This window comes from Streptomyces sp. NRRL F-4489 (assembly GCF_001509485.1).
GTDB lineage: Bacteria > Actinomycetota > Actinomycetes > Streptomycetales > Streptomycetaceae > Streptomyces.
Genome location: NZ_LLZI01000079.1, coordinates 45,412 through 69,842, shown reverse-complemented (window position 1 = coordinate 69,842; position 24,431 = coordinate 45,412). Strand labels below are relative to the sequence as shown.

The 24,431-nt window shown below is 72.3% G+C and carries 19 protein-coding genes; 11 read left to right on the top strand and 8 right to left on the bottom strand.

Features of this window, described 5'->3' with window-relative positions:
• Positions 1-26: 26 nt before the first annotated feature.
• From ADL22_RS08935 to mshC, 3 genes are all read left to right on the top strand, one after another.
• Positions 27-617, top strand: coding sequence for a DUF3090 domain-containing protein (locus tag ADL22_RS08935; RefSeq protein WP_066975522.1), 591 nt, complete (start codon positions 27-29; stop codon positions 615-617).
• Positions 581-1,483 (top strand): SCO1664 family protein, encoded by a 903-nt coding sequence (locus tag ADL22_RS08930; RefSeq protein ID WP_079063959.1) that lies wholly within the window; start codon positions 581-583, stop codon positions 1,481-1,483. Before ADL22_RS08935 ends, ADL22_RS08930 begins: the two co-directional genes overlap by 37 nt.
• Positions 1,484-1,615: 132 nt before the next feature.
• Positions 1,616-2,845, top strand: coding sequence for a cysteine--1-D-myo-inosityl 2-amino-2-deoxy-alpha-D-glucopyranoside ligase (gene mshC, locus ADL22_RS08925; protein WP_066975520.1), 1,230 nt, complete (start codon positions 1,616-1,618; stop codon positions 2,843-2,845).
• 111 nt (positions 2,846-2,956) lie between these two features.
• On the opposite strand, the gene ADL22_RS08920 is transcribed toward mshC, so the two are convergent.
• Positions 2,957-4,060, bottom strand: a complete 1,104-nt coding sequence (locus ADL22_RS08920) for a PAC2 family protein (RefSeq protein ID WP_066975518.1) — start codon at positions 4,058-4,060, stop codon at positions 2,957-2,959.
• Positions 4,061-4,372: 312 nt separating this feature from the next.
• Between ADL22_RS08920 and ADL22_RS08915 the strand changes: the two genes are divergently transcribed.
• Positions 4,373-5,155 (top strand): SDR family oxidoreductase, encoded by a 783-nt coding sequence (locus ADL22_RS08915; protein WP_066975516.1) that lies wholly within the window; start codon positions 4,373-4,375, stop codon positions 5,153-5,155.
• A gap of 141 nt (positions 5,156-5,296) precedes the next feature.
• On the opposite strand, the gene ADL22_RS08910 is transcribed toward ADL22_RS08915, so the two are convergent.
• The 4 genes from ADL22_RS08910 to ADL22_RS08895 all read right to left on the bottom strand — a co-directional run bounded on the left by ADL22_RS08910 (position 5,297) and on the right by ADL22_RS08895 (position 10,305).
• Positions 5,297-6,901, bottom strand: coding sequence for a glycerol-3-phosphate dehydrogenase/oxidase (locus tag ADL22_RS08910; protein WP_066975514.1), 1,605 nt, complete (start codon positions 6,899-6,901; stop codon positions 5,297-5,299).
• A gap of 13 nt (positions 6,902-6,914) precedes the next feature.
• Entirely contained in the window at positions 6,915-8,471 is a 1,557-nt protein-coding gene (glpK, locus tag ADL22_RS08905) for a glycerol kinase GlpK (RefSeq protein ID WP_066975512.1), read from the bottom strand.
• A 52-nt stretch (positions 8,472-8,523) separates the two neighbouring features.
• Positions 8,524-9,312, bottom strand: a complete 789-nt coding sequence (locus ADL22_RS08900) for an MIP/aquaporin family protein (protein WP_066975510.1) — start codon at positions 9,310-9,312, stop codon at positions 8,524-8,526.
• Positions 9,313-9,540: 228 nt separating this feature from the next.
• Positions 9,541-10,305 (bottom strand): IclR family transcriptional regulator, encoded by a 765-nt coding sequence (locus tag ADL22_RS08895; protein ID WP_066975508.1) that lies wholly within the window; start codon positions 10,303-10,305, stop codon positions 9,541-9,543.
• 237 nt (positions 10,306-10,542) lie between these two features.
• Between ADL22_RS08895 and metH the strand changes: the two genes are divergently transcribed.
• The 4 genes from metH (at position 10,543) to ADL22_RS08875 (ending at position 18,600) form a co-directional block, all read left to right on the top strand.
• Entirely contained in the window at positions 10,543-14,052 is a 3,510-nt protein-coding gene (metH, locus tag ADL22_RS08890) for a methionine synthase (RefSeq protein WP_066975506.1), read from the top strand.
• Between the two features lie 183 nt (positions 14,053-14,235).
• A complete protein-coding gene (locus ADL22_RS08885) occupies positions 14,236-14,949 on the top strand; it encodes an HAD family hydrolase (RefSeq protein WP_066975504.1) in 714 nt (237 codons plus the stop codon).
• A 361-nt stretch (positions 14,950-15,310) separates the two neighbouring features.
• Positions 15,311-16,918, top strand: coding sequence for an ABC transporter substrate-binding protein (locus ADL22_RS08880; protein ID WP_066975502.1), 1,608 nt, complete (start codon positions 15,311-15,313; stop codon positions 16,916-16,918).
• Between the two features lie 86 nt (positions 16,919-17,004).
• Positions 17,005-18,600 carry an ABC transporter substrate-binding protein gene (locus tag ADL22_RS08875; RefSeq protein WP_066975500.1) on the top strand — a complete coding sequence of 532 codons (1,596 nt, stop codon included), beginning with the start codon at positions 17,005-17,007 and terminating at the stop codon, positions 18,598-18,600.
• A 117-nt stretch (positions 18,601-18,717) separates the two neighbouring features.
• Here ADL22_RS08875 and ADL22_RS08870 read toward each other — a convergent pair whose 3' ends face one another.
• Both ADL22_RS08870 and ADL22_RS08865 read right to left on the bottom strand, forming a co-directional pair.
• Positions 18,718-19,389 carry a response regulator gene (locus ADL22_RS08870; RefSeq protein ID WP_066975498.1) on the bottom strand — a complete coding sequence of 224 codons (672 nt, stop codon included), beginning with the start codon at positions 19,387-19,389 and terminating at the stop codon, positions 18,718-18,720.
• 204 nt (positions 19,390-19,593) lie between these two features.
• The gene (locus ADL22_RS08865) at positions 19,594-20,565 is read right to left on the bottom strand and encodes a RecB family exonuclease (RefSeq protein WP_066975496.1); all 972 of its coding nucleotides are present in this window, start codon (positions 20,563-20,565) and stop codon (positions 19,594-19,596) included.
• Positions 20,566-20,781: 216 nt separating this feature from the next.
• Between ADL22_RS08865 and ADL22_RS08860 the strand changes: the two genes are divergently transcribed.
• The 3 genes from ADL22_RS08860 (at position 20,782) to ADL22_RS08850 (ending at position 23,957) form a co-directional block, all read left to right on the top strand.
• Positions 20,782-22,152: a site-2 protease family protein gene (locus ADL22_RS08860; RefSeq protein ID WP_066975494.1), complete on the top strand. Its 1,371-nt coding sequence runs from the start codon at positions 20,782-20,784 to the stop codon at positions 22,150-22,152.
• 55 nt (positions 22,153-22,207) lie between these two features.
• The gene (locus ADL22_RS08855) at positions 22,208-23,158 is read left to right on the top strand and encodes a tRNA (adenine-N1)-methyltransferase (RefSeq protein WP_066975492.1); all 951 of its coding nucleotides are present in this window, start codon (positions 22,208-22,210) and stop codon (positions 23,156-23,158) included.
• Between the two features lie 205 nt (positions 23,159-23,363).
• The gene (locus tag ADL22_RS08850) at positions 23,364-23,957 is read left to right on the top strand and encodes a hypothetical protein (RefSeq protein WP_066975491.1); all 594 of its coding nucleotides are present in this window, start codon (positions 23,364-23,366) and stop codon (positions 23,955-23,957) included.
• Positions 23,958-24,047: 90 nt separating this feature from the next.
• Here the strand turns inward: ADL22_RS08850 and ADL22_RS08845 are convergent, their stop codons facing one another.
• Entirely contained in the window at positions 24,048-24,341 is a 294-nt protein-coding gene (locus ADL22_RS08845) for a ferredoxin (RefSeq protein ID WP_066975489.1), read from the bottom strand.
• Between the last annotated feature and the right edge of the window lie 90 nt (positions 24,342-24,431).

Here is a 24,431-nt window from a genome sequence, read left to right as displayed (position 1 = left end):
CAGTTCGAGACAATCGGAGCAGGACGTTGTCCCGTCAGGTGTTCTTCTACGACCTACCGGACCGCTTCGTGGCCGGTACGGTCGGGCTGCCTGGCCGCCGTAGCTTCTTCCTCCAGGCCAGCGCGGGCGGCCGGACCACCAGCGTCGCCCTGGAGAAGACGCAGGTGGCGGCGCTCGCCGAGCGGATCGACGAGCTCCTGGACGAGGTCGTGCGGCGCAGCGGCGGCAGCGCCCCGGTGCCCGCGGTCTCCCCGGCCGAGATGACCGACACCGCGCCGCTCCAGATGCCGGTGGAGGAGGAGTTCCGGGTCGGCACGATGGCGCTGGCCTGGGACGGCGAGGCCGAGCGGATGATCGTCGAGGCCCAGGCGCTGGTCGAACTGGACGCCGACAGCGACGAGGACCTCGTCGACGCCGAGGAGCGGCTGCTCCAGGACGACGAGAACGGCCCGCCGATGCTCCGGGTGCGGCTGACCGGCACGATGGCCCGCGCGTTCGCCAAGCGCGCGCTGGACGTCGTCAACGCCGGCCGCCCGCCGTGCCCGCTGTGCAGCCTGCCGCTCGACCCGGAGGGACACGTATGTCCGCGCCAGAACGGATACCGGCGGGGCGCCTGAGCCCCGGCGAGGCCGCCACCGCCGGCGGGCCGGCCGCCGTGGAGCCGCCCGCCCGCGAACCGGCCGGGAGCCTGGCGCCGGAGCTGCTGGCCCGCGGGGAGCTGACCGTCCGCGGTCAGATCCGCGACGCCTCCAACGCCGTCCTGTACTGCACCGTCGCGCTCGACGGCCGCACCGCCGAGTGCGTCTACAAGCCGGTCGCCGGCGAGCGCCCGCTGTGGGACTTCCCCGACGGCACGCTCGCCGAGCGCGAGGTCGCCGCGTACGAGGTCTCCCGGGCCTGCGGCTGGGACCTGATCCCCACCACGGTGCTGCGCGACGGCCCGTACGGCACCGGCATGGTGCAGGAGTGGATCGCGCCGCCCGGGGACGGCGACGCGGTGCCCGAGCTGCTGGCACTGGTCGCCGAGGACGAGCCGGAGCCGGGCTGGAAGGCGGTCGGCCGGGCGGAGATCGGCGCCGGCCGCACCGCGCTGCTGGTCCACGCCGACCACCCGCGGCTGCGGCGGCTGGCGGTCCTGGACGCGGTGATCAACAACGGCGACCGCAAGGGCGGCCATCTGCTGCCCTCGGCCGGTGGCTCGTTCTTCGCCATCGACCACGGGGTGACGTTCCACTCCGACGACAAACTGCGCACGCTGCTGTGGGGCTGGGCCGGCGAACCGCTGACCGACGAGGCGCGCACGGTGCTGGACCGGCTGCGGGCCGCGCTGGCGGATGGTGCGCCGCTCGCCGCCCGACTGGCGGAGCTGCTCACGGACGCCGAGGTGGCGGCGGTGCGGGCGCGGGTCGAGCGGCTGCTGCGGGAGGGCCGGCACCCGGAGCCGAGCGGGGAGTGGCCGGCGATCCCCTGGCCGCCGGTCTGATCCGGCCGCCCGGGGCCGGGCGAGGGGACGCCCGTCCCTGGCACATCCCGCGGTGGAACGCAAGAGCGCCTTTCCGGCCGGACCGGCCCCTCCGGTTCGTATGCGGAAGCTCCGTCCGGTTACGCTCAAGGCATGCATGCATGGCCCGCTTCTGAGGTCCCCGCCCTGCCCGGCCAGGGCCGCGACCTCCGGATCCACGACACCGCGACCGGCGGACGGGTCACCCTCGACCCCGGTCCCGTCGCCCGTATCTACGTCTGCGGCATCACGCCGTACGACGCCACCCACCTGGGGCACGCGGCGACCTACAACGCGTTCGACCTCGTTCAGCGCGTGTGGCTCGACACGAAGCGCCAAGTGCACTACGTGCAGAACGTCACCGACGTCGACGACCCCCTGCTGGAGCGGGCGGTGGCCACCGGCGTCGACTGGACCGCGCTCGCCGAGCGCGAGACCGCCCTGTTCCGCGAGGACATGACGGCGCTGCGGATGCTGCCGCCGCGCCACTACATAGGCGCGGTCGAGGCGATACCGGGCATCGTCCCCCTGGTGGAGCGGCTGCGCGAGGCCGGCGCCGCCTACGAACTCGACGGCGACATCTACTTCTCGGTGGCCTCCGACACCCACTTCGGCGAGGTCTCCGGCCTGGACGCCGAGGCCATGCGGCGGCTGTCCGCCGAGCGCGGCGGCGACCCGGAGCGCGAGGGCAAGAAGAACCCCCTCGACCCGATGCTGTGGATGGCCGCCCGCGACGGCGAACCGAGCTGGGACGGCGGCTCGCTGGGCCCCGGCCGGCCCGGCTGGCACATCGAATGCGTCGCCATCGCGCTGGAGCACCTCGGGATGGGCTTCGACGTCCAGGGCGGCGGCTCCGATCTCGCCTTCCCGCACCACGAGATGGGCGCCTCGCACGCCCAGGCGCTGACCGGTGAACACCCCTTCGCCAAGGCGTATGTGCACGCCGGGATGGTCGCCCTGCACGGCGAGAAGATGTCCAAGTCCAAGGGCAACCTCGTCTTCGTCTCGACGCTGCGCCGGGACGGCACCGACCCGGCCGCGATCCGCCTGGCGCTGCTGGCGCACCACTACCGCAGCGACTGGGAGTGGACGGACGCGGTGCTGACCGAGGCCGAGGAGCGGCTGGCCCGCTGGCGGTCCGCGGTCTCCCGCCCGGACGGGCCGCCCGCCGAGGCGCTGCTGGAGGAGATCCGCGCCGCCCTGGCCGACGATCTGGACGCGCCGGCCGCGCTGGCCGCGGTGGACCGCTGGGCCGCCGCCCAGGAGGCCGCCGGCGGCACGGACGAGGGCGCGCCGGGGCTGGTGTCCCGCGCGGTGGACGCGCTGCTGGGCGTGGCGCTGTAGCGACACGGATACGGAAAGGGGCGCCCTGCCGGTTGGCGGGGCGCCCCTTTCGCGTACGGGGCCTTCGCCGTACGGGGCCTTTCGCCGTACGGAGCCGGGCCGTTGGGCCGGTCAGCGCTCCGGGCCGGTGTCCTCCGGGCCGCCGTCGCCGTCCGCGGCCTCGGGCCGCTCGGTGCCGTCCTCGCCGGCGCGCGGGCCGCCGGACGCCTTCGGCGGACCGGCCTCCTCCGGCGGGCGGGGCTCGCGCGGCTCCTTGGGCGCCGGGCGCGCGGGCCGGGTGCGGCCGCCGCCGGTCTCCCGGCGGTACGGGCCCTCGCGGCCGTCCGCGACGCCGCCCTCGGTGGCCACCCCGGGACCGGCCTGCGGATCGCGCCGGCGCAGATAGCGCTCGAACTCGCGGGCGATGGCCTCACCGGACGCCTCCGGCAGATCCGCGGTGTCCCGCGCCTCCTCCAGCGACTGGACGTACTCGGCCACCTCGCTGTCCTCGGCGGCGAGTTGGTCCACCCCCAGCTGCCAGGCGCGGGCGTCCTCGGTCAGCTCGCCCAGCGGGATCCGCAGGTCGAGCAGGTCCTCCAGTCTGTTGAGGAGGGCCAGGGTCGCCTTGGGGTTGGGCGGCTGGGAGACGTAGTGCGGCACCGCCGCCCACAGGCTGACGGCCGGGACGCCGGCGTGCGTGCACGCCTCCTGGAGGATGCCGACGATGCCCGTGGGGCCTTCGTAGCGGGACTCCTCCAGATCCAGCCGGCGGGCCAGATCCGCGTCCGAGCTGACGCCGCTGACCGGGACCGGCCGGGTGTGCGGGGTGTCGCCCAGCAGCGAGCCCAGGACCACCACCATCTCGACGCCCAACTCATGGGCGAAGCCGAGGAGTTCGTTGCAGAACGAGCGCCAGCGCATGCTCGGCTCGATACCGCGGACGAGCACCAGGTCGCGGGGGCGGCCCTTGCCGTCGGAGTCGGCGACCCGGACCACGGACAGCCGGGTGGTGGGCCAGGTGACCTTGCGGACGCCGTTCTCCAGGAAGACCGTGGGGCGGTTCACCTGGAAGTCGTAGTAGTCCTCCGCGTCGAGCGCGGCGAAGACCTCGCCCTTCCATTCCCGGTCCAGGTGTGCGACCGCGGCGGAGGCGGCGTCGCCGGCGTCGTTCCAGCCTTCGAACGCGGCCACCATGACCGGGTCGATCAGCTCGGGCACCCCCTCCAGCTCGATCACCCAGCGCCTCCTTCCGGCCGGCCCGGCCGTCTGGGGCGGCTGCCGGCAGCAGTTCCGTTGCGTGCGCTCCCAAGCCTACGGCTTCCGGGGTGCCGGTCCGCAGCCCCTTTGCGAGCGTGTGTACGGGAGGGCCGGGAAAGGCCCGATGCCCGCCGGGTCCGGACGCGGTGTCCGCATCCCGCCAGCGCGCTCCGGCGCCCTGCCGCAGGATCGAGTCGTACCGCGGAGGAAGCCCCCGTAAGCCCGCAAAGCTGACGGAAGGCTCCCAACACGGCTGATATCGCGTGAAATTGACAGATGGACGTGAGACACATGGACACGAAGACGACGGCCCCGGCACCCACCGCCTCCGGCACCCGCCCGCTGGCCGGCCGGGCGGCCCTGGTGACCGGCGCCAGCCGGGGCATCGGCGCGGCGATCGCGGAGCGGCTGGCGGCCGACGGGGCGGCCGTGGCGCTGACCTACCACAGCCGGGACGACCGGGCCGCCGAGGTGGTCAAGCGCATCGAGGAGGCCGGCGGGCGGGCCTGGGCCGTCCGGGCCGACGCCGCGGACCCGGAGGCGGTGCGCACCTCGGTGGCCGCCGCGGCCGACCGCTTCGGGCGCCTGGACATCCTGGTGAACAACGCGGGCACCGGGGTCCTCGGCCCCTTCGAGGGGATCGCCACCGCCGACGTGGACCGGGTGCTGGCGACCAATGTCCGGGCGCCGTTCCTGGCCGCCCAGGCCGCCGCCGCGCACCTGGCCGAGGGCGGCCGCATCATCTCGATCGGCAGCTGCATGGCCGACCGGGCGCCGTTCCCCGGCGGCTCCCTCTACGCCATGAGCAAGGCCGCGCTCGCCGGCCTGACCAAGGCGCTCGCCCGTGAACTGGGCCCGCGCGGTATCACCGTCAACCTCGTCCACCCCGGGCCCATCGACACCGACATGAACCCGGCGGACGGCCCGGGCGCCGCGCCGCAGGCCGCGCTGACCGCCCTCGGCTCCTACGGGGAGCCCGGGGACGTGGCGGCCACGGTGGCCCATCTGGCGGGCGACGGCGGCCGGTACATCACCGGCGCCGCGATCGCGGTGGACGGCGGCTTCGGGGCCTGACGGCGCGACGGCGTACCGGCGGCCGGGTACGCCGATGGGGCGGCCCCCCGGCCGCCCCATCACCGTTCACCGCACGGCCGCCTGACGGGCCGTGCGGTGAGGCCGGGGCGCCGTCCGCAGCGCGCGCCCCGGGGTCGCGGATCAGCGCTCCAGCAGCTCCTGGACGCGGCCGCGCACGGCGTCGGTGTCCAGACCGCGGATGGTCAGCGTGGTCCGGCGGCGCAGCACGTCGTCGACCGTCTCGGCCCACTCGTGGTCCCGGGCGTAGACGACCTGCGCCCAGATCTCCGGCGCGTCCGGGTGGATCCGCTCGGCCAGCGCCGGGTCGTCGTTCGCCAGCCGGGCGATGTCGAAGGACAGCGAACCGTAGTGGGTGGCGAGGTGGCGCGCGGTGTCGGCGGCCATCCGGGGGCCAGGGGTGCCGCCGTCCACCAGCAGCCGGTGGGCGACCGCGTTGGGGTTGGCGATACCGGGCAGCGGCAGCTTCTTGGGCAGCCGCGCGATCGGCTCCATATCGTCCGCCAGCGGGTGGCCGGGCAGCGCGGCGAGCTTGTTCATCACCGTGCGGCCGATGTGCCGGAACGTCGTCCACTTGCCGCCGGCCACCGACAGCATCCCGCCGCGGCCCTCGGTGACCACCGTCTCCCGCTTGGCCTTGGAGGTGTCGCCGGGGCCGCCGGGCAGCACCCGCAGACCGGCGAACGAGTAGGTGATCAGGTCCCGGGAGAGCTGCTGGTCGCGGACCGAGAAGGCGGCCTCGTCCAGGATCTGGGCGATGTCCTTCTCGGTGACCGCGACATCCGCCGGGTCGCCCTCGTACTCCTCGTCGGTCGTACCGAGCAGCAGCATGTCCTCCCAGGGGAGGGCGAAGGTGATGCGGTACTTGTCGATCGGGGTGGCCAGCGCGGCCTTCCAGGGGGAGGTGCGCTTGAGGACCAGGTGCGCGCCCTTGGAGAGGCGGATGGAGGGCGCCGCGTTCGGGTCCTCCATCTTGCGCAGGTGGTCGACCCACGGGCCGGTGGCGTTGAGGACCAGGCGGGCGCCGACGCCGAACTCGGTGCCGTCCAGGCGGTCCTTGAGCTCGGCGCCGGTGACCCGGCCCTGGGTGAAGCGCAGGCCGGTGACCTCGGCGTGGTTGAGGACCGTGGCGCCGGCCGCGACGGCCGCGCGGACGGTCATCAGCGCCATCCGGGAGTCGTTCATCTGGTCGTCGCCGTAGACGGCCACGGCCTTGAGGTTCTCGGTGCGCAGCTCGGGCACGTCGCGCTGGGCGCGGGCCGGGCTTATGACGTGGCCGACGCCGTCGCCGAACGCGGAGAGCGCGGAGTAGGCGAAGACGCCCGCGCCGAGCTTGGCCGCGCCGTGCGGGCCGCCCTTGTAGACCGGCAGGTAGAAGGTGAGCGGGTTGGCCAGGTGCGGGGCGACCTGGCGGGAGACCGCCCGCCGCTCGAAGTGGTTCTCCGCCACCAGCTTGACCGCGCCGGTCTGGAGGTAGCGCAGACCGCCGTGCAGCAGCTTGGAGGAGGCGGAGGAGGTGGCGCCGGCGAAGTCGCCGGCGTCCACCAGGGCAACCCGCAGTCCGGCCTGCGCGGCATGCCAGGCGGTGGAGATGCCCAGGATGCCGCCGCCGATCACCAGGAGGTCGTACGTCGCCTTGGACAGCTGCTCCCGGGTTTCGGCGCGGCCCGGGGTGGAACCGGCGGCCGGGTGCGTCCCGAGGGCCGGGACGCTCTGCAGGGTGCTCATGATGTGCTCCTCGTCAGCTCTCGTCGTCGAGCCAGCCCATGGTCCGCTCAACGGCCTTGAGCCAGTTCTTGTACTCGCGGTCACGGGTGGCCGCGTCCATGCGGGGGGTCCACTCGGCGGCCCGGCGCCAGTTGGCGCGCAGCTCGTCGGTGCTGGACCAGAAGCCGACGGCCAGACCGGCCGCGTAGGCAGCGCCGAGGCAGGTGGTCTCGGCGACCATCGGGCGCACCACGGGGGCGTCCAGGAAGTCCGAGATGGTCTGCATCAGCAGGTTGTTGGAGGTCATACCGCCGTCGACCTTGAGCGCGGTCAGGTCGACGCCGGAGTCCTTGGTCATCGCGTCGGTGATCTCGCGGGTCTGCCAGGCGGTGGCCTCCAGGACGGCGCGGGCGATGTGCGCCTTGGTGACGTAGCGGGTCAGGCCCGCGATGACACCGCGCGCGTCGGAGCGCCAGTAGGGGGCGAACAGGCCGGAGAAGGCCGGGACGAAGTACGCGCCGCCGTTGTCCTCGACGGTGCTGGCCAGGGTCTCGATCTCGGCCGCGCTGTTGATGAGGCCCATCTGGTCGCGCATCCACTGGACGAGCGAGCCGGTGACGGCGATGGAGCCCTCCAGGGCGTAGACCGGGCGCTCGTCGCCGATCCGGTAGCCGACCGTGGTCAGCAGCCCGTTGTAGGAGTTGACCGGCTGGTGGCCGGTGTTCATCAGCATGAAGGTGCCGGTGCCGTACGTGGACTTGGCCTCGCCCTCGTCGAAGCAGGTCTGGCCGAACAGCGCGGCCTGCTGGTCGCCGAGCGCGGAGGCGACCGGGACGCCCGCCAGGACGCCGGCGGCGGTGGTGCCGTAGACCTCGGCGGAGGACCGGATCTCCGGCAGCAGCGCGGCCGGGATGCCCATCGACGCGAGGATCTTCTCGTCCCACTGGAGGGTGTGGAGGTTCATCAGCAGGGTGCGGGAGGCGTTGGTGACGTCGGTGACGTGCCGGCCGCCGTTGACCCCGCCGGTGAGGTTCCAGATGACCCAGGAGTCCATGGTGCCGAAGAGGATGTCGCCGCGCTCGGCGCGCTCGCGCAGCCCCTCGACGTTGTCCAGCAGCCAGCGGATCTTCGGCCCGGCGAAGTAGGACGCCAGCGGCAGTCCGGTCTCGCGGCGGAAGCGGTCCTGGCCGACGTTGCGGCCCAGCTCGCGGCAGAGCGCGTCGGTGCGGGTGTCCTGCCAGACGATGGCGTTGTGGACCGGCTCACCGGTGTTCTTGTCCCACAGCAGCGTGGTCTCGCGCTGGTTGGTGATGCCGATGGCCTTGACATCGGCGGGGGTCAGGCCAGGGTTGGACTGCGCGGCCTTCTCGATGGCGCCCTCGACGACCTGCTGGACGTTGGTCCAGATCTCGGTGGCGTCGTGCTCGACCCAGCCCGGCTTGGGGAAGATCTGCTCGTGTTCCTTCTGGTCGACGGAGACGATTCTGCCGTCCCGGTCGAAGACGATGCAGCGGCTGGAGGTGGTGCCCTGGTCGATCGCCGCGATGAACGGGCCGTGGCCGTGCGAGGAGGTGCTCGGGGTGTCGCTCATGGTGTGTGCTCCAAGGTCGTGGTGCGGGCGGAGGCGGGTCGGTCGGGGCGGCTCAGGCGAACGCCATCTGATAGATGCCCCCGGCGAGGGCCCCGCCGATCAGCGGGCCGACCACCGGGATCCAGGCGTAGCCCCAGTCGGACCCGCCCTTGTTCGGCAGCGGCAGCAGCGCGTGCACGATACGCGGACCGAGGTCGCGGACCGGGTTGATCGCGTACCCGGTCGGGCCGCCCAGCGAGAGGCCGATACCGGTCACGACCAGGGCGACGAGCAGGGTGCCGATGGCGCCCACGCCCTTGCCGTTGTCGCTCAGACCGAGGGTGAGGATCGCCAGCACGAGCACGGTGGTGGCGATGATCTCGGTGACGAGGTTCTGCACCGCGTGCCGGATCTCCGGGCCGGTGGAGAAGACGCCGAGCACCGGGCCGGCCTTGGGGGCGGCGGCCGGGTCGACCATGCCCTCCTCGCCGTTGTGGCCGGCCAGTACCTCTGGGTCGGTCAGATGCGCCCGGAACTGGCCGTAGTACGCCAGCCAGACCAGGACCGCGCCGATCATGGCGCCGAGGAACTCGCCGGCGAAGTACACCGGCACATCGCTCCACGGGATGCCGCCCTTGATGGCGATGCCGACCGTGACGGCGGGGTTCAGGTGCGCGCCGGACTTCGCGGCGATGTATGCACCGGTCAGGACGGCGAAGCCCCACCCGAAGGCGATGGCGACCCATCCGGCGTCGAACGCCTTGGAGCGCTTGAAGGTGACGGCGGCGCAGACGCCGCCGCCCATCAAGACCAGAACAGCGGTACCGATGGTCTCGCTGATGAAGATGTCGGAGCTGGACACCCGCGACTCCTTTGTCCTTCGTCCAGGGGAAGGCGAACCCCGGGTCCCTCCGGTGGTCCGCGCCCTCCGAGAGGGCGTTGGTCGGCCCCGCGGCATTGCTCACCATAACCCTTATTGCCGTTAGGTGTTCGACAATGCCGACCGACGAACGGCAGTTTTGTTCACCTCCCTGAGCCCGTCAAGGGTGCTGTGGCGAAAAACCTAGGTGAACATTCCGGTGAAAAACGGTCAGAATCGCCCTGCGCCGAGGTCCCTGGAGACGGCTCGTGCGCAATCCCTCACAGCGGCGACGATTTCCGGCCGCAATTCGCCGTCCCGGCAGACCCGCTCCACGGCCCCCGTGACCCCCACCGCGCCCACCGGCATCCGCCGCCGGTCGTGGATCGGCGCGGCGACGGACGCCACGCCCTCCCAGGTCTCCTCCACGTCCGCGGCCCAGCCCCGGGCCCGGGTGAGGTCCAGCACCCCCTCGAAGTCCGCCAGGGACGTCAGGGTCCGCGGTGTGAACGCCTCCCGCTGGGCCTCCACCGCCTCGCTGTGCGCCACCGGGTCGTACGCCGAGAGCACCTTCCCCAGGGCCGTGCTGTGCAGCGGCTGCATCGCGCCGACCTCCAGCACCTGCCGGCTGTCGTCGGGGCGGAAGACGTGGTGGACGATCAGTACGCCCTGCTGGTGCAGGACGCCGAGGTAGACGCTCTCCCCGCTGGAGCGGGCCAGGTCGTCGGTCCACACCAGGGCGCGCGCCCGCAGCTCGTGGACGTCCAGGTAGCTGTTGCCCAGGCGGAGCAGCTCGGCGCCGAGCTGGTAGCGGCCCGAGGCCGGGTCCTGCTCGACGAAGCCCTCCTGCTGGAGGGTGCGCAGGATCCCGTGCGCGGTGCCCTTGGCCAGCCCCAGGGACGAGGAGATGTCGGAGAGGCCCAGCCGTCGCTCTCCCCCCGCCAGCAGCCGCAGCATCGCGGCTGCTCGCTCCAGCGACTGGATGGTGCGTGCCATCGGGCGACCTCCGAAGTATGCGGTTCGACAATGCTGAACGATATCGGCCCATGCCGACCATGGGGAGGGAGGCGGGCCCACGCCGATCATGGAGGACCGGCCGGATCGCGCCGCGACCGGGCTGTCCACGCCGTGGAATGGGGAACGCCTCTCCCGGCCCGGAAGCTACGCTGGCCGGGTGCGCTCCCTGAAGGGGGGCGCAAAGCCGACAGCCGTCGCAACCACGGGAGCACCTCCATGGCTTCGAATACGCCCTCGTCCACCAGCTCGTCCCGCGTCACCTCACTCCGCGAGGCGCTCGCCTCACGGGTCGTGGTCGCCGATGGCGCCATGGGCACGATGCTCCAGGCGCAGGACCCCTCCATGGAGGACTTCCAGCAGCTGGAGGGCTGCAACGAGATCCTCAACGTCACCCGCCCCGACATCGTGCGCTCGGTGCACGACGCGTACTTCGCGGTCGGCGTGGACTGCGTGGAGACCAACACCTTCGGCGCCAACCACGCCGCGCTGGCCGAGTACGACATCGCCGACCGGATCCACGAGCTGTCGCGGGCCGGTGCCGCCATCGCCCGCGAGGTCGCCGACGAGTACACCGACGCCACCGGGCAGCAGCGCTACGTCCTGGGCTCCATGGGCCCGGGCACCAAGCTCCCCACCCTCGGCCACGTCGGCTACCCCGCCCTCCGCGACGCCTACCAGCGCAACGCCGAGGGCCTGATCGAGGGCGGCGCCGACGCGCTGCTGGTCGAGACCACCCAGGACCTCCTGCAGACCAAGGCCGCCGTGCTCGGCGCCCGCCGCGCCCTGGCCGCCACCGGCACCGACCTGCCGGTCATCTGCTCGGTCACCGTCGAGACCACCGGCACCATGCTGCTCGGCTCGGAGATCGGCGCCGCCCTGACGGCCCTGGAGCCGCTGGGCATCGACATGATCGGCCTGAACTGCGCCACCGGCCCGGCCGAGATGAGCGAGCACCTGCGCTACCTCGCCCGCCACTCCCGTATCCCGCTGTCCTGCATGCCCAACGCGGGCCTGCCGGTCCTCGGCAAGGACGGTGCCCACTACCCGCTCTCCGCCGCCGAGCTGGCCGACGCCCAGGAGACCTTCGTCACCGAGTACGGCCTCTCGCTGGTCGGCGGCTGCTGCGGCACCACCCCCGAGCACCTGCGGCAGGTCGTCGAACGGGTCCGCGATCTGACCCCGCCGGCCCGCGAGCCGCGCCCCGAGCCGGGCGCCGCTTCCCTCTACCAGACCGTCCCGTTCCGCCAGGACACCTCGTACCTCGCCATCGGCGAGCGGACGAACGCCAACGGGTCGAAGAAGTTCCGCGAGGCCATGCTGGAGGGCCGCTGGGACGACTGCGTGGAGATGGCCCGCGACCAGATCCGCGAGGGCGCGCACATGCTCGACCTGTGCGTGGACTACGTCGGCCGGGACGGCGTGGCCGATATGACCGAGCTGGCCGGCCGCTTCGCCACCGCCTCGACCCTGCCCATCGTCCTGGACTCCACCGAGGTCGAGGTCATCCGCGCCGGACTGGAGAAGCTCGGCGGCCGCGCGGTCATCAACTCCGTCAACTACGAGGACGGCGACGGCCCGGAGTCGCGGTTCGCCAAGGTGACGCAGCTCGCCGCCGAGCACGGCGCGGCCCTGATCGCGCTGACCATCGACGAGGAGGGCCAGGCCCGCACGGTCGAGAAGAAGGTCGAGATCGCCGAACGGCTGATCGCCGACCTGACCGGCAACTGGGGCATCCACGAGTCGGACATCCTCATCGACTGCCTCACCTTCACCATCTGCACCGGCCAGGAGGAGTCCCGCAAGGACGGCATCGCCACCATCGAGGCCATCCGCGAGCTGAAGCAGCGCCACCCGGACGTCCAGACCACGCTGGGCCTGTCCAACATCTCCTTCGGCCTCAACCCCGCCGCCCGGATCGTCCTCAACTCCGTCTTCCTGGACGAGTGCGTCAAGGCCGGCCTGGACTCCGCGATCGTCCACGCCAGCAAGATCCTGCCGATCGCCCGCTTCAGCGAGGAAGAGGTCCAGACCGCCCTCGACCTCATTTACGACCGCCGCCGCGAGGGCTACGACCCGCTCCAGAAGCTGATGGAGCTGTTCGAGGGCGCCACCGCCAAGTCCCTCAAGGCCGGCAAGGCCGAGGAGCTGGCCGCGCTGCCGCTGGAGGAGCGGCTCAAGCGCCGCATCATCGACGGCGAACGCAACGGCCTGGAGGCCGACCTCGACGCGGCGCTCCAGGACCGCCCGGCCCTGGACATCGTCAACGACACCCTCCTGGACGGGATGAAGGTGGTCGGCGACCTCTTCGGCTCCGGCCAGATGCAGCTGCCGTTCGTCCTCCAGTCCGCCGAGGTCATGAAGACCGCGGTGGCCTACCTCGAACCGCATATGGAGAAGTCCGACGACGAGGGCAAGGGCACCATCGTGCTGGCCACCGTCCGCGGCGACGTCCACGACATCGGCAAGAACCTCGTCGACATCATCCTGTCGAACAACGGCTACAACGTCGTCAACCTCGGCATCAAGCAGCCGGTCTCGGCGATCCTGGAGGCCGCCGAGGAGCACCGCGCCGACGTCATCGGCATGTCCGGCCTGCTGGTGAAGTCCACGGTGATCATGAAGGAGAACCTGGAGGAGCTCAACCAGCGCAAGATGGCCGCCGACTACCCCGTCATCCTCGGCGGCGCCGCCCTCACCCGCGCCTACGTCGAACAGGACCTCCACGAGATCTACGAGGGCGAGGTCCGCTACGCCCGCGACGCGTTCGAGGGCCTGCGGCTGATGGACGCGCTGATCGCCGTCAAGCGCGGGGTGCCCGGCGCGACCCTGCCCGAGCTCAAGCAGCGCCGCGTCCCCAAGCGCGACGTGCAGATCACCGAGCCGGAGCCGGAGGAGGGCGCGGTCCGCTCCGACGTGGCCACCGACAACCCCGTCCCCACCCCGCCGTTCTGGGGCACCCGGGTCAGCAAGGGCATCCAGCTCGCCGACTACGCCTCCTGGCTGGACGAGGGCGCGCTCTTCAAGGGCCAGTGGGGCCTGAAGCAGGCCCGCACCGGCGAGGGCCCCACGTACGAGGAGCTGGTGGAGACCGAGGGCCGGCCGCGGCTGCGGGGCTGGCTGGACAAGCTCCAGACCGAGAACCTCCTGGAGGCCGCGGTCGTCCACGGCTACTTCCCGTGCGTCTCCAAGGGCGACGACCTGATCCTGCTGGGCGAGGACGGCACCGAGCTGACCCGCTTCACCTTCCCGCGCCAGCGCCGCGGCCGCCGGCTCTGCCTGGCCGACTTCTTCCGCCCGGAGGAGTCCGGCGAGACCGATGTGGTCGGCCTCCAGGTTGTCACCGTCGGCTCGCGGATCGGCGAGGAGACGGCCAAGCTGTTCGAGGCCAACTCCTACCGCGACTACCTCGAACTCCACGGCCTGTCCGTGCAGTTGGCGGAGGCGCTGGCCGAGTACTGGCACGCCCGGGTCCGCGCCGAGCTGGGCTTCGCCGGGGAGGACCCGGCCGACGTCGAGGACATGTTCGCGCTGAAGTACCGCGGCGCGCGCTTCTCCCTCGGCTACGGCGCCTGCCCCGACCTGGAGGACCGCGCCAAGATCGCCGACCTGCTCCGCCCGGAGCGGATCGGGGTCCAGCTCTCCGAGGAGTTCCAGCTCCACCCCGAGCAGTCCACCGACGCCATCGTCATCCACCACCCGGAGGCGAAGTACTTCAACGCGCGGTAGCGCGCGGTAGCGGACCGGTAGCGGACCGGTAGCGACGCTGCAGCGATAGCGGAGCGCCCCCGGGCGCTCCGCCGGGTGCCGTCGTACACTGGTCGGTCCGGTAGCGGCCGGTCGTTTCCCCCAGCCGGGGGAGGCGGCCGGCCCTTTCGTCCCTTCGCGGGGCGTCCTCATGGAGGTGGATGGATGACCAGCAGCATCCCCGCAGTCGGCACCCGGACGGCCGAAGCCGCGACCCTCCAGGCCGTGTTCCTCGATCTGGACGGCACCCTCGTGGACACCGAGGGCTTCTGGTGGGAGGCGGAGACGGAGGTCTTCGCCTCGCTCGGCCACACCCTGGACGAGCGCCACCGGGAGGTGGTGGTCGGCGGCCCGATGACCCGCAGCGCCGGCTACCTCATCCGGGCGACCGGCGCCGACATCGGCCTGGCGGAGCTGAGCACCCTCCTCAACGACGCGTTCGCGGCCCGGATCGCGCGCGGCGTCCCGCTGATGCCGGGCGCCCGCCGACTGCTGTCCGAGCTGGCCGCGCACCGCGTGCCGACCGCGCTGGTCACCGCCTCGCACCGGACCGTCATCGAGCGGATGCTGCGCTCCCTGGGCCCGGAGCACTTCAAGCTGACCGTCGCCGGCGACGATCTCAAGCGCACCAAGCCGCACCCGGACCCGTATCTGACGGCCGCCGCCCGGCTGGGCGTGAACCCGGCCCGGTGCGCCGTCGTCGAGGACACCCTGACCGGCGTGCGGGCGGGCGAGGCGGCCGGCTGCCGGGTGGTCGCGGTGCCGTCCGTGGCGCCCGTACCGCCCGCGCCGGGGCGGACCGTGGTCGGCTCGCTGGAAGAAGTGGATCTCCCATTTCTGCGGTCCCTGATCACGGAAAGCCGGGGCAGCGTGCACTGAGCGTGCCGCAACACAATCCCCGGGAACTCACGGCAGCGATCGGCTCATTTTCCGTGACGAATACCCGGGGAAATTCTCCGCCCGGTCCGGCGGCCGGGGAGCGTGACGTTTCTCACGTGCCGCGCCGTCGACACCGCGCCCAGGTGGTGTTCCAGGGGGTTCGTCCGGTGGTTTCTACGGGGGTAAGTGTCCGGATTGGTGGACCAACGTGCGAAACGTTCCACCGTCCGGATATCGATCACGCAGTTCCCGTTATCCCACCGCCATAACGCTGTAACTCCCGCGCGTCGATGACCGGCTGGCGGTGCCTACTAATCTCGACGCGAGCAACACCTCTGCGCTGATAAGGAACCTGCCGACGATGAATCGCAAGACCTTGGTGCTGCCGGCGCTGGCCGGTCTTCTCGCCCCGGCTCTCGCTGCATGCGGCAGCACCGACGGCGCCGGCTCGGCCGACGCGCCGATCATCGTCGGGGTCGCCTCGCAGATCGAGGCCACCAAGGCGGCCCCCGCGCCGCTGGACCCGGCGCAGGCGTACGACGTCGACGCCTGGAACGTCCTGCGCGGCACGTTCCAGACGCTGATGCGGATGCCCCGCAGCGGCACCGCGGCGGTCCCCGAGGCCGCCGAGTCCTGCGGCTTCCGGGACACCCAGAACGAGCAGTTCCGGTGCACCCTGCGCAGCGGCCTGAAGTTTTCGAACGGGCATGCGCTCACCGCCGAGGACGTGAAGTTCTCCATCGACCGGCTGCGGACCATCAACTACACCAACGGCCCGGTGTCGCTGCTCAACGACATCGACCGGGTGGAGACCCCCAACGACCGCGAGGTGGTCTTCCACCTCACCAAGCCGGACGCCACCTTCCCGCAGAAGCTCGCCACCCCCGCCGCGGCGATCGTCGACAGCCAGGTGTACCCGAAGAACAGCCTCTACAAGGGCTGGCAGACGGTCGGTTCGGGCCCGTACACCCTCAAGGCCGAGTACAGCGGCGACCGCCTCACCAAGGCCGTCTTCACCAAGAACCCCGACTACAAGGGCGGGCTGACGGTGAAGAACGACAAGGTGGAGATGCGGTTCTTCGACGACTCCGCGGACATGGACGCCGCGCTGCGCAAGGGCGATATCGACCTGCTCGGCCGCGGCCTGTCGCCCACCCAGATCAAGAGCCTGGAGAACTCCAAGGACAAGCACCTGATGGTGCAGGCGATGCCCGGCCAGGAGATCCGCTACATCGCCTTCAACACCAAGGACCCGGCCGTCTCCAACAAGGCCGTCCGGCAGGCCATGGCGCAGGTCGTCAACCGCTCCCAGCTGGTCCGCGACGTCTACGGCTACACCGCCGACCCGCTGTACTCCCTCGTCCCCCAGGGCGTGGTCGGGCACATCAACTCCTTCTTCACCAAGTACGGCGACCCGAACACGGCCGCCGCGCGCAAGACCCTGGAGCAGGCGAACATCACCACCCCGGTGAAGTTCACCCTGACCTACTCCAAGTACCACTACGGCCCGAACACCGCGCAGGAGTTCGCCGCCCTCCAGAAGCAGCTCAACGCCACCAAGCTCTTCGACGTCAGCGTCAAGGGCGTCGACCGCTGGCAGCAGTTCCGCACCGACGCCTCCGGCGGCAAGTACGCCGCGTACGGCATGGGCTGGTTCGCCGACATCCCGGACGCCGACAACTACATCGCGCCGTTCATCGGCAAGGGCAACTTCCTCAACTCGCCCTACCGCAACGAGAAGATCGAGAACCAGTTGATCCCGGCCACCCGCCAGCAGACCGACCGCAACGCCGCCGGGGACGACTTCAAGCAGGCGCAGGACATCCTCGCCGACGACGTGCCGTACGTGCCGCTGTGGCAGGGCAAGCAGTACGTCGCCGCCCGCGACAACATCACCGGCATCCAGTGGGCCCTCAACTCCTCCTCGGCGCTCCAGATCTGGGAGCTGGCCCGCGGCGTCTCCAGCTGACTGCCCGGCGCCCGCCCCGCACCTCCCACCGCCGCGGCGCCCCGCCGCGGCCCTACCGGCACCACCAGAACGTGAGGAACCACCGAGTGAAGCGTGACCAGTGGCTCGCCGCCCCGATCCGAGCGGGGCTGGCGACGGCCCTGCTCGCGGTCGCCGGGTGCGGTACGGACACCTCTGCGTCGTCCGGCCACGGCGAGCCCGTCGTGATGGGCACGACCGACAAGGTCGTGGCCACCGATCCGGCCTCCGGCTACGACCCCGGCTCCTGGCTGCTGTTCAACAACGTCTTCCAGTCACTGCTCAGCTTCCCCAAGGGCGGCACCACGCCCGAACCGGAAGCCGCCGAGAGCTGCGGCTTCAGCGGCGGCGACAGCGAGGTCTACCGCTGCACCCTCAAGGACGGCCTGACCTTCAGCAACGGCGACAAGCTCACCTCGCAGGACGTCAAGTTCTCCTTCGACCGCATCAAGCGCATCAAGGACAAGAACGGCCCGGCGGTGATGTTCGCCGCCCTGGACCGCGTCGAGGCCCCGGACGCCCGGACGGTGGTCTTCCACCTGAAGTCCCCGGACGCCACCTTCCCCATGAAGATCGCCTCCGGCGCCGGCTCCATCGTGGACCACGCCGCCTACCCCGCCGACCGGCTGCGCACCGACGGCAAGGCGGTCGGCTCCGGCGTCTACACCCTCGACTCCTACGGCCCCGACCAGGCCGTCTTCTCCGTCAACGGCTCGTACAAGGGCCCCGCCAAGGTGCAGAACTCCGGGATGACCCTGAAGTTCTTCGCCGGCCCGGCACCGCTGCGCAAGGCCGTCGAGAGCGGCGGGGTGGACGTCGCCTACCGCGGTCTGGCCATGAAGGACATCGCCGCGCTCGACACGGCGTCGCTGAACCAGCAGCACGGCACCCAGGTCGTCGAGGGCGGCAGCGCCGAGGTCATGCACCTGGTCTTCAACCTCGACGACCCGGTCGCCGGCAAGCTCGGCGTCCGCAAGGCCATCGCCTACCTCCTGGACCGCTCCGGCCTCGTCCGGGACGTCTACCAGCGCACCGCCGAACCGCTCTACTCGGTCGTCCCGGCCGGCATCACCGGCCACAACACCGCCTTCTTCACCACCTACGGGGACCATCCGCAGCCCGCCAAGGCCGCCGCCGCGCTGCGCGAGGCCGGCGTCCAGGGCAAGGTCCCGCTGACCCTGTGGGCCACCCCGGACCGCTTCGGCCCCGGCACCGTCGCCGCCGTCCGCGAGATCGCCCAACAGCTCAACACCAGCGGCCTGTTCAACGCCACCGTGCGCAGCGTGCCGACGAAGGAGTACGAGCAGGGCGTGGCTTCGGGCAAGTTCGGCGTCTACGTCAAGGGCTGGATCCCGGACTACCCGGACCCGGACAACTTCACCCAGCCCTTCTTCGGCAAGGACAGCGTGCTGGCCAACCACTACAGCTCGCCGGAGATCACCGGCCGGCTGCTGCCGGAGACCGCCGACCAGCCCAACCGCGGCGCCACCAAGGACGCCTTCCGCCAGCTCCAGGACATCGTCGCCAAGGACGTCCCGGTCATCCCGATCTGGCAGGGCAAGCAGTACGCGGTGGCCCGCCAGGGCGTCTCCGGGCTGGAGTGGACGCTGGACTCCTCGACGGTCTTCCGCTTCTGGGAGATCAGCAAGTCCGCGGACGCCTGAGCCGACGCCTGACGGGCGGCAGGGCAGGGCAGGTACGGGCGCGGGGCCGGGCCGGGGGATTCCCGGGCCGGCCCCGCCGCCGTACGCGCGGTGCGTTCCGCTCCTGGGCGTACGTCCCTACTGCGCGCCGGGCCGGACCAGCCCGCTCTCGTACGCGTAGACCGCCGCCTGGACGCGGTCCCGCAGCCCCAGCTTCGTCAGGACGTGTCCGACGTGGGTCTTGACCGTGGTCTCGCTGACGAAGAGGTCGGCGGCGATCTCCGCGTTCGACAGCCCGCGGGCCACCAGCTTCAGGACCTCCACCTCCCGCTCGGTGAGCGTGTGGAGGGTGTCCGGCACCGGCTCCTCGCCCGACGGCAGATGCCCGGCGTACTTGTCCAGCAGCCGCCGGGTGATGCTCGGCGCGAGCATCGCCTCACCGGCCGCCACCACCCGGATCGCCTGCACCAGCTCATGCGCCGGGGCGTCCTTGAGCAGAAAGCCGCTGGCCCCGGCCCGCAGCGCCTCGACCACGTACTCGTCCAGGTCGAAGGTGGTCAGGACCAGCACCTTCGCCGGGCCGTCCTTCGCCGGGCCGGTGATCTGGCGGGTCGCCTCGACCCCGTCCATCCGCGGCATCCGGATGTCCATCAGCACCACGTCCGGCTGCAGCGCCCGGACCTGCTCCAGCGCCTGGAGACCGTCGCCCGCCTCCCCGACGACCGCCAGGTCCTGCTCGGCCTCCAGGATCATCCGGAAGCCCGTACGCAGCAGGGGCTGGTCGTCGACCAGCAGGACGCGGATGGCCACAAGCACTCCTTCGACGGGGCGTGATCTACTCGATCCGCTCCATTCTGCCCTGCGCCACCGCCTCGGGACGCGCCCGGGCCGGACGCCGGGCGCACGCGCGGGGCGCGCGCCTTACCCGGCCGGCTCAGCCCTCCGCCTCCGCCGCCGCCCGCACCGGCAGCGGGCTGTGTCTCCCGGGGGACAACCCCCGGACCCCCGGCCGGGTCAGCCCGCCGCCTCCGCCGCCGCCCGCACCGGCAGCGGGTACACCGGGGGAGTGCCGCCGAATTCCGGGCAGTGGGCCTGGTGGTCGCACCAGCCGCACAGCTTCGTCGGGCGCGGCCGCCAGTCACCGGTCTCGGTCGCCTCCCGGATCGCCTCCCACAGCGCCAGCAACTTCCGCTCGACACCGCGCAGATCGCGCTCGTCCGGGTCGTACGTCACGACCTCGCCGCTGCCCAGATACACCAGCTGGAGCCGGCGCGGCACCACGCCCCGCAGCCGCCAGACCACCAGCGCGTAGAACTTCATCTGGAACAGCGCGCCCTCGGCGAACTGCGGCCGCGGCGCCTTGCCGGTCTTGTAGTCGACCAGCCGGACCTCGCCGGTGGGGGCCACGTCGACCCGGTCGATGAAGCCGCGCAACCGCAGCCCGGAATCCAGCACCGTCTCCACATACAGCTCGCGGTCGGCGGGCTCCAGCCGCGTCGGATCCTCCAGCGTGAACCAGCGCTCCACCAGCGCCTCGGCCTCCGCCAGCCACTGCCCCAGCCGCGCGCCGTCCGGATCGTCCTCGAACAGCGCGGCCAGCTCGGGGCGGCGGGCGAGCAGCTTCTCCCACTCCACCGGCACCAGCGCCCGGGCCCCGCCGGCCGTCCGCTCCGCCGCGGGGGCGTCGAAGAGCCGCTCCAGCACCGCGTGCACCACCGTGCCCCGGGTCGCCGCCGGGCTCGGCTTCTCCGGCAGCTTGTCGATCACACGGAAGCGGTAGAGCAGCGGGCACTGCATGAAGTCGCTCGCCCGCGACGGCGACAGCGCCTCCGGCGGCCGCGGCCCGCCCTGCGCCGGCACCGCCGCCGCTCCGGCCCCGACCACCGCGGCGTCGATCACCGCGGCCTCGGCCGTCCCCGCCGCCGCGCCCGCGGCCGCCACCGCACCCGGCGTGTCCGCCCCGCTCGTCTCCGTGCTCCGTCCCATGCGACCAAACCCTACGGCCCGCCACTGACAATCGCCGACGGCGCACGAACGGCACCGCCCGCGGCCGCCCCGCGCCCCGGCCCGCCCCGCGGCGGATCACGGTGGGAACCTCCGCATACCATCGACGTCGGGCACCTTTGCCCTGCATGATCGAGTTGTCAGCCAGCGCGTGTCAGGCAGAGCAGGTGCTGAAGCCGTATTCGACGAGGGGACGCCGTGGACGAGAGCGGGAAGCCGCAGGACCCCCAGGAGTCCGGGCCCGACCGGCCGCCCCAGCCGCCCGAGCGCACACCCGACGGCCACCGGGCGCCGTCCCAGGGCACCCAGGTCACCCCGGACACGCAGGACCCCGGCCCGGACGGCACGGCCCCCGAGACCCCCGGCCCCCAGGGCACCGGCCCCCAGACGCCCGCCCCCAAGCCCGCCGCCCCCAAGGCCCCCGGCGGCGGCATCCTCATGGGCCGCCCCTTCGGCGTCCCCGTCTACGTCGCCCCCAGCTGGTTCCTCGTCGCCGCCCTGATCACCTGGGTCTTCGGCGGCCAGCTGGAGCGCGTGCTGCCCGAGCTGGGCGCCGCCCGCTACCTCGTCTCCCTCTTCTTCGCCGTCGCCTTCTACGCCTCGGTGCTCATCCACGAGCTGGCCCACACCGTCGCCGCGCTCCGCTTCAAGCTCCCGGTCCGCCGCATCCAGCTCCAGTTCTTCGGCGGCGTCTCGGAAATAGAGAAGGAGACCGAGAGCCCGGGCCGGGAATTCGTCCTCGCCTTCGTCGGCCCCCTGCTCTCCCTGGTGCTGGCCGGCGTCTTCTACGTGGGCATGCGCCTGGTCGAGCCCGGCACCGTCCCCGGCGTCCTGCTCGCCGGCCTGATGATCTCCAACCTCATCGTCGCGGTCTTCAACCTCCTCCCCGGCCTCCCCCTGGACGGCGGCCGGATGCTGCGCGCCGTGGTCTGGAAGCTCACCGGCAAGCCGATGACCGGCACCGTCGCCGCCGCCTGGGTCGGCCGCGCGCTCGCCGTCACCGTCCTGATCGGCCTGCCGCTGCTCACCCACACCGGCGCCCTGGGCCGCGCCCCCGAGGAGATCGGCGGCGCCGACTCGCTCACCGACGCCCTGCTCGCCGCGATCCTCGCCGCCATCATCTGGACCGGCGCCGGCAACAGCCTCCGCATGGCCCGGCTGCGCGAACGCCTCCCCGGCCTGACCGCCCGTACGCTCACCCGCCGCGCCATCCCGGTGGAGCACGACACCCCGCTCTCCGAGGCGCTGCGCCGCGCCAACGACGCCGGCGCCCGTGCCCTGGTCGTCGTCGACCGCCAGGGCTTCCCCACCGCCCTGGTCCGCGAGGCCGCCATCGTGGGCATCCCCGAGCACCGCCGCCCCTGGGTCGCGGCGGGCACCCTCGCCCAGGACCTCAAGGACGGTATGCGGGTCGCCGCCGAACTGGCCGGCGAGGACCTCCTGGAATACCTCCGGGCCACCCCCGCCACCGAATACCTCGTCGTCGAGCCCACCGGCGAGATCTACGGCGTGCTGTCCACCGCCGACGTCGAACGCGCCTTCGTCGCCGCCATGGCCCGTACGTCCTGACCCGCCGCCGGTGCCCGTGGTACGGGAGACGCGGAACGGCCGGTAGGCTGGTCACATGTCCGAACCGACCGGTGCCGCCCGCCGTCGCGGGCCCTTCAAGGTCGGGGACCAGGTCCAGCTCACCGACCCCAAGGGACGCCACTACACCTTCACGCTCGAAGAGGGCAAGAGCTTCCACACCCACAAGGGAGCCTTCCCCCACGACGAGCTGATCGGCGCGCCCGAGGGCAGTGTTGTCCGTACCACCGGAAACGTCGCTTACCTCGCGCTGCGTCCCCTGCTCCCCGACTACGTCCTGTCCATGCCCCGCGGTGCCGCCGTGGTCTACCCGAAGGACGCGGGTCAGATCCTGGCGATGGCCGACATCTTCCCCGGCGCCCGCGTGGTCGAGGCGGGGGTGGGCTCCGGCTCGCTCAGCAGCTTCCTGCTGCGCGCCATCGGCGACGACGGCATGCTGCACTCCTACGAGCGCCGCGCCGACTTCGCCGAGATCGCCACCCAGAACGTCGAGCGCTACTTCGGCGGCCCCCACCCCGCCTGGACGCTCACCGTGGGCGACCTCCAGGACAACCTCTCCGACACCGACGTCGACCGGGTCATCCTGGACATGCTCGCCCCCTGGGAGTGCCTGGAGGCCGTCGCCAAGGCCCTGGTGCCCGGCGGCATCCTCTGCGCCTACGTGGCCACCACCACCCAGCTGGCCCGCACCGTCGAGGCGATCCGCGAGCACGGCACCTTCAACGAGCCGTCGGCCTGGGAGACCATGGTCCGCACCTGGCACGTCGAGGGCCTCGCCGTCCGCCCCGACCACCGCATGATCGGCCACACCGGCTTCCTGCTCACCGCCCGCCGGCTCGCCGACGGCGTGGAGCCCCCGCTGCGCCGCCGCCGCCCCGCCAAGGGCGCCTACGGCGAGGACTACACCGGGCCCGGCGGAGGCCGCGAGAAGGCCGCCTCCGGCTCCTCCGCGGCCGACCGCGCCGAGGGCGAGCCCGAGCGCGGCTGACCCCGCCCCGGCAGGCCAGCGAACGGACCGGCGCCGCCGACGAGTTCCCCGCAGCGGGAACCGCCGGCGGCGCCGCTTCGTTCCCCCTTGCGGACCGGCGCGGAAATCTCCGCGAAGAAGCGCCCCGCAGGTTCCTTGCCGCCCTCTCCTGTGGAACGATGCCGGTCACTCCCACCGCCACAGCACCTCACAGGAGTTACCCCACGTGCAGCCCTTGGCAGGCGAGGACCTGTTGCACACCCGGCCCCACCCCATGCACTGGCTCGCCACCGCCACCGCCGTCTCCGCGGTGATCGCCCTCTCGTCCTTCTTCCAGCCGGCCGGCGCCACCGCCACCGCTGCGGCCGCCGGCACCGGCGCCGGCGGGTCGGCGCCCGCCGCCCCGCCGCCCGACCCGGCCCGGGTCCGCTTCCCGGTCGACTGCGGCCCCAACCGCCTGGACGTCGTCCGCACGGTCTCCGGCGACCTCGACGGCGCCGGCGGCACCCAGACCGTCGCCGAGGTCCGCTGCCACACCGAGGCCGGCTCCCCGCCCAGCGCCGTCTACGTCCTCGCCCAGCCGACCGACCCCAAGGCCGCGCCGCGCATCGTGGCGACGCTCCTCGCACCGGACCGGCGGCTCTCCGTCCAGGAGCTGGCCCTCGACGGCCGGACCGTCTCCGCGACCGTCCAGGGCTACTCGTCACCGGACGTACCGCGCTACCTCCCGGACGTCCACACGACCCTCAAGTGGCAATGGCGCGGCGGGAAGTTCGTCCAGAGCGAACTCCCCGCCTCTACGGCAACCGAGGGTGCCTGACCCGTCGCCCGCGGTGCGCGCGTCCGGCCGTTCCGCTACGCCGCGGCTACGCACCGTCCGCGCCGCGTCCACGGCGGACGGCCGCCGCGGTCACGGAGCGTCCGGACCGTACACCTCCACGCGGTCGGAGATCCGGCGCACGTGGATGCAGTCGCCGGGGCACTCCTTGGCGGAGTCCCGCACGTCGGCGAGGAGCGGCAGCGGGACGGGCGTTGCCGCCCCCTTCTCCTGGAGCAGCTCGTCGTCGGGGCTCTTCACATAGGCCAGGCCGTCGATGTCCAGCTCGAAGACCTCCGGCGCGTACTGCGCGCAGATGCCGTCCCCGGTGCACAGGTCCTGGTCGATCCAGACTTCCAGCTCCGGTGCTTCGTCCTGCGCGGTCATCTCGCCTGCCGTTCCTGCGTACGTGAACCGTTTTTGTCTAAGTGGCGCCAGCCCTGACGGGTGTTGACCGACTCGACGATACAACCGCTC